4 protein-coding genes are annotated in these 3,028 nt (G+C 40.3%); 1 reads left to right on the top strand and 3 read right to left on the bottom strand.

All coding sequences use genetic code 11. The annotated features are described in order from the left end of the window. The first annotated feature begins 1,014 nt into the window (after positions 1 to 1,014). Positions 1,015 to 1,335 carry a helix-turn-helix domain-containing protein gene (locus tag AACR11_RS06670; RefSeq protein ID WP_079324271.1) on the top strand — a complete coding sequence of 107 codons (321 nt, stop codon included), beginning with the start codon at positions 1,015 to 1,017 and terminating at the stop codon, positions 1,333 to 1,335. An 8-nt stretch (positions 1,336 to 1,343) separates the two neighbouring features. Here AACR11_RS06670 and AACR11_RS06665 read toward each other — a convergent pair whose 3' ends face one another. From AACR11_RS06665 to AACR11_RS06655, 3 genes are all read right to left on the bottom strand, one after another. Then, positions 1,344 to 1,742, bottom strand: a complete 399-nt coding sequence (locus AACR11_RS06665) for a type II toxin-antitoxin system RelE/ParE family toxin (RefSeq protein WP_079324269.1) — start codon at positions 1,740 to 1,742, stop codon at positions 1,344 to 1,346. A gap of 8 nt (positions 1,743 to 1,750) precedes the next feature. Beyond that, positions 1,751 to 2,272 carry a hypothetical protein gene (locus AACR11_RS06660; RefSeq protein ID WP_079324267.1) on the bottom strand — a complete coding sequence of 174 codons (522 nt, stop codon included), beginning with the start codon at positions 2,270 to 2,272 and terminating at the stop codon, positions 1,751 to 1,753. A 547-nt stretch (positions 2,273 to 2,819) separates the two neighbouring features. After that, positions 2,820 to 3,028 (bottom strand): hypothetical protein (locus tag AACR11_RS06655; protein ID WP_223295700.1); only part of this gene is annotated, 209 nt, incomplete at its 5' end.

Here is a 3,028-nt window from a genome sequence, read left to right as displayed (position 1 = left end):
GCATTGAGATCAAATGCTTTTAGGATTAATCTCTTTCCCCAGATGTGACAAAACCGACCTTGCAGGGTCGGTTTTCGTCGGAATACTTACGAGTTGAACGCTCCGGTAAGTCCTTTCATGATAGCCCATATCGTTTAAGCACTTCAAGTATTCCTGCACTCTGTTTGGATCAAGATGTTTTGGACAGAGCGACGCGCATTAGCCACCGACCAAGGGAAGTTCCATAGGTGGCAGGTAAAGGCACCAATTCCAACTAGGCTTCGCCCGATAAAACCGCCCCTTGTAGCTGCTAGAGGGGATAAGCGGAAAAGGAATAAAGAATTGGTGTTGTGAGACTGGAATGGGGGCGTTAAGCCTTACTCACAGCGCAGGGCAGCCCGAAAGGGTAAGAGATAAAACTCCAACGGAAAGCGACCATAAACGATGCTCAATTCTTTGCGAATTGGGTAGGGGTCGGCGCAGCCGAAAGGGCTGTTTTGGGGGTGTGCCTCGACCCGCTCTCTGTTTCTTTTCTCACGTTTCCTATCATCGTTTTTTCCATTTCGTCCGATCGGCGCAGTGTGTGAGTAAGCGTAGCGTCCGAACACCGAGCAAGCGGCATATCTTCATTCCTAGCGTTTAGGCTCGGTCACTCCAAACTATCACTTAGCTCAGATCGTTTAACCAGGGCTAACAAACTCATAATTGTTCAAAACATCCCTTAAAGGAGTTTTTTTGTTTCTATCGGTACTTGGTTTTCTAGCCCTGAAAATCACGCTCAATGCGTCACAAACTTTCAAAGTGCTACGGCAGCATATTTCCCTTAACAAGTGCTTAAAATCGCTGCTAGGTGCGTTTGAACGGTTGTAGTGACTGTTTTTGATAGAAACATGGGCTATTTAACGTAATAGGGATAATAAACACCTATTGCATGATGGCTCATTTTTTTAACTTCGAATGGACAATTTATAATGTTTTTGCTTTATTGTTATACGTAATTGCGTATAATCCCCCATCCCTTTAAGTGAGGTTTTTATGCCACAATTAGAATTCGATAACATCTTTGACTTGATTGCAGATGATCCTAACGATGCTGCTGATATGAAGTTTAGAGCTGACTTAATGCTTGTCATGCGCGACATGTTTGAACAGCGTGATTGGAATCAGTCTGATGTTATGCGTGCTTTAGATATTAGCCAGCCTAGAGCAAGTGAGCTGATGAGAGGTCGGGTCGATAAGTTTTCCTCTGACAAGTTAATTGGTATTTTGTATAAACTTGGCTTTAGACTTCGACCGAAATTCACTCCATCTAAGAGAGTGAAGAAGAAAGTTTCTTGTAGTGTAGAGTTGGTCTAACCAAAAGGTTAGACTTTCCTCCCCCCCTTTTTCTTGTTTTTATTGTCCTTTTTATCTTGCTTCATTTTCTCTCTGACCTTTTCCATCATTAACTTGTAGCGTTTTTCTGCTGTTTTCATTGCTTGTCTATCAACGCCTTGAGCTGTTTTCGTAAAGGAATGGAGTATGTAAACAGTGTCTAAGTACTTAGCACAGTAAACCGTTCTATATGCTGGGCTTCCATTTTCAATGAGTTCGATTGCACCTTGTCCTACGCTAGATGAGATATCTTTGAAGTCAGAAAATGGTTTTTTACTTTGCTGCACTGCGTTTAGGTCTGAACCAAACTGGCTCATTACATCCTTTGGCAGTTCGAGGAACTCCTTTTTGGATGCTTCATTTATAAATTCAAATTTTTTCTCGTTCATTTTGGTTTTTAGTCCTTATCAAATTTTGCCCCAACGTCGCTCATACGAGTGATTAAGGCGTTATACATTTCGTCTTTTGGTTTCTCTGTGTAAATATTTTTAATTACCTCTAGAGGGTTGATTAGAAGTACGTAGCTGAACTCTCCTTCAATCCCTTCTCTTGCTTCAATAAAGCCGAGGTTTTCTAGTTTTCTCATTCTATTTGTCCATGTTGTAACGGCTCTTTCTCCAGAAAAGCCTGATTCAAATGCGTACCTCCTTTTCTCTTTGATTTCCAAGAAGTTTTCGTCAAAAACATTGCACCATAAAGCCAAGTATGTGCTCGATACTGGAGTTCCAGAACCTGACTCTTTATCCATTATTCTCATAAGGTAAGGCATTGTTCTTGGTATGGTGGTGAATCCATCATGAGTTAGTCTTGACCAGAGTTTCTTTTTCTCTATCTCATCCTCTCCCCAGATTTGATCTCTAATACTCAATCTTTTTTCTTGCATCTTTTGTGCAGCGGTTTTACTTGAGCGCTTGCTCATAGTCAGTCTCCTGTTTTGTCTATGATGGTATTTTAGTTTATTTTTCTTTTATATCAATGACTTATGTGGTTTTCGTTGTTTTTCTATTTGGTATTAATGTTGTATTTAACCTTGGTTAAATGTTTTGTCTATAACAGTTTGGTATTTGAGTTGTTATAGATATTACGGACTTTTGTAACTTTAACCTTAAAAAACAATCAGTTAAATGATTTTTTACGTGCTCCTCGTACTCGCTGTGCTGAGTTGTGCTGAATGTGCTGAATTGTGCTCATAGAGGGATTGTTAAGGGAGGATGGTCAACATTGCGTTCTGTAAAAAAATCTGAGTCTTTTGACTTAAAGGTCCCCAATTGGAAGTCTTTCTTCGTTATTGGTGCGTAAGCAACGAAAATCTACAAGCAAAGCAGTAGAGTCTCTATCTCAATGCGCAAGCATTGAGGCACACAATGACGCAAGGAGGAGGGAAATATATTTCCCGAAACCGCAGTGTTATTTCTGGCGAACTCGCCAACTGTGTGCCTATAAAAATCTGATCTCATCATAAAAATTTAACCGTCCAACGAGAATCCAACGGATAAACAACGATGATCCAACGATCGTCCAACCAAAATCAGCTTAACACCATTGGAATAAAGTTGAATCCAACGACTATCCAACGGAAAAACAACCAAAATCGGTGATTGAGTATCTAGAGGGTTGTTGATGGTGTTTTGAAGTTGTGAAATATATTTTTTTCGCGCGATAGAAACAAAAAAGC

It is taken from the genome of Vibrio sp. L85, assembly GCF_963871815.1.
Classification (GTDB): domain Bacteria; phylum Pseudomonadota; class Gammaproteobacteria; order Enterobacterales; family Vibrionaceae; genus Vibrio; species Vibrio harveyi.
This window is presented reverse-complemented; position numbering and strand designations above follow the sequence as displayed.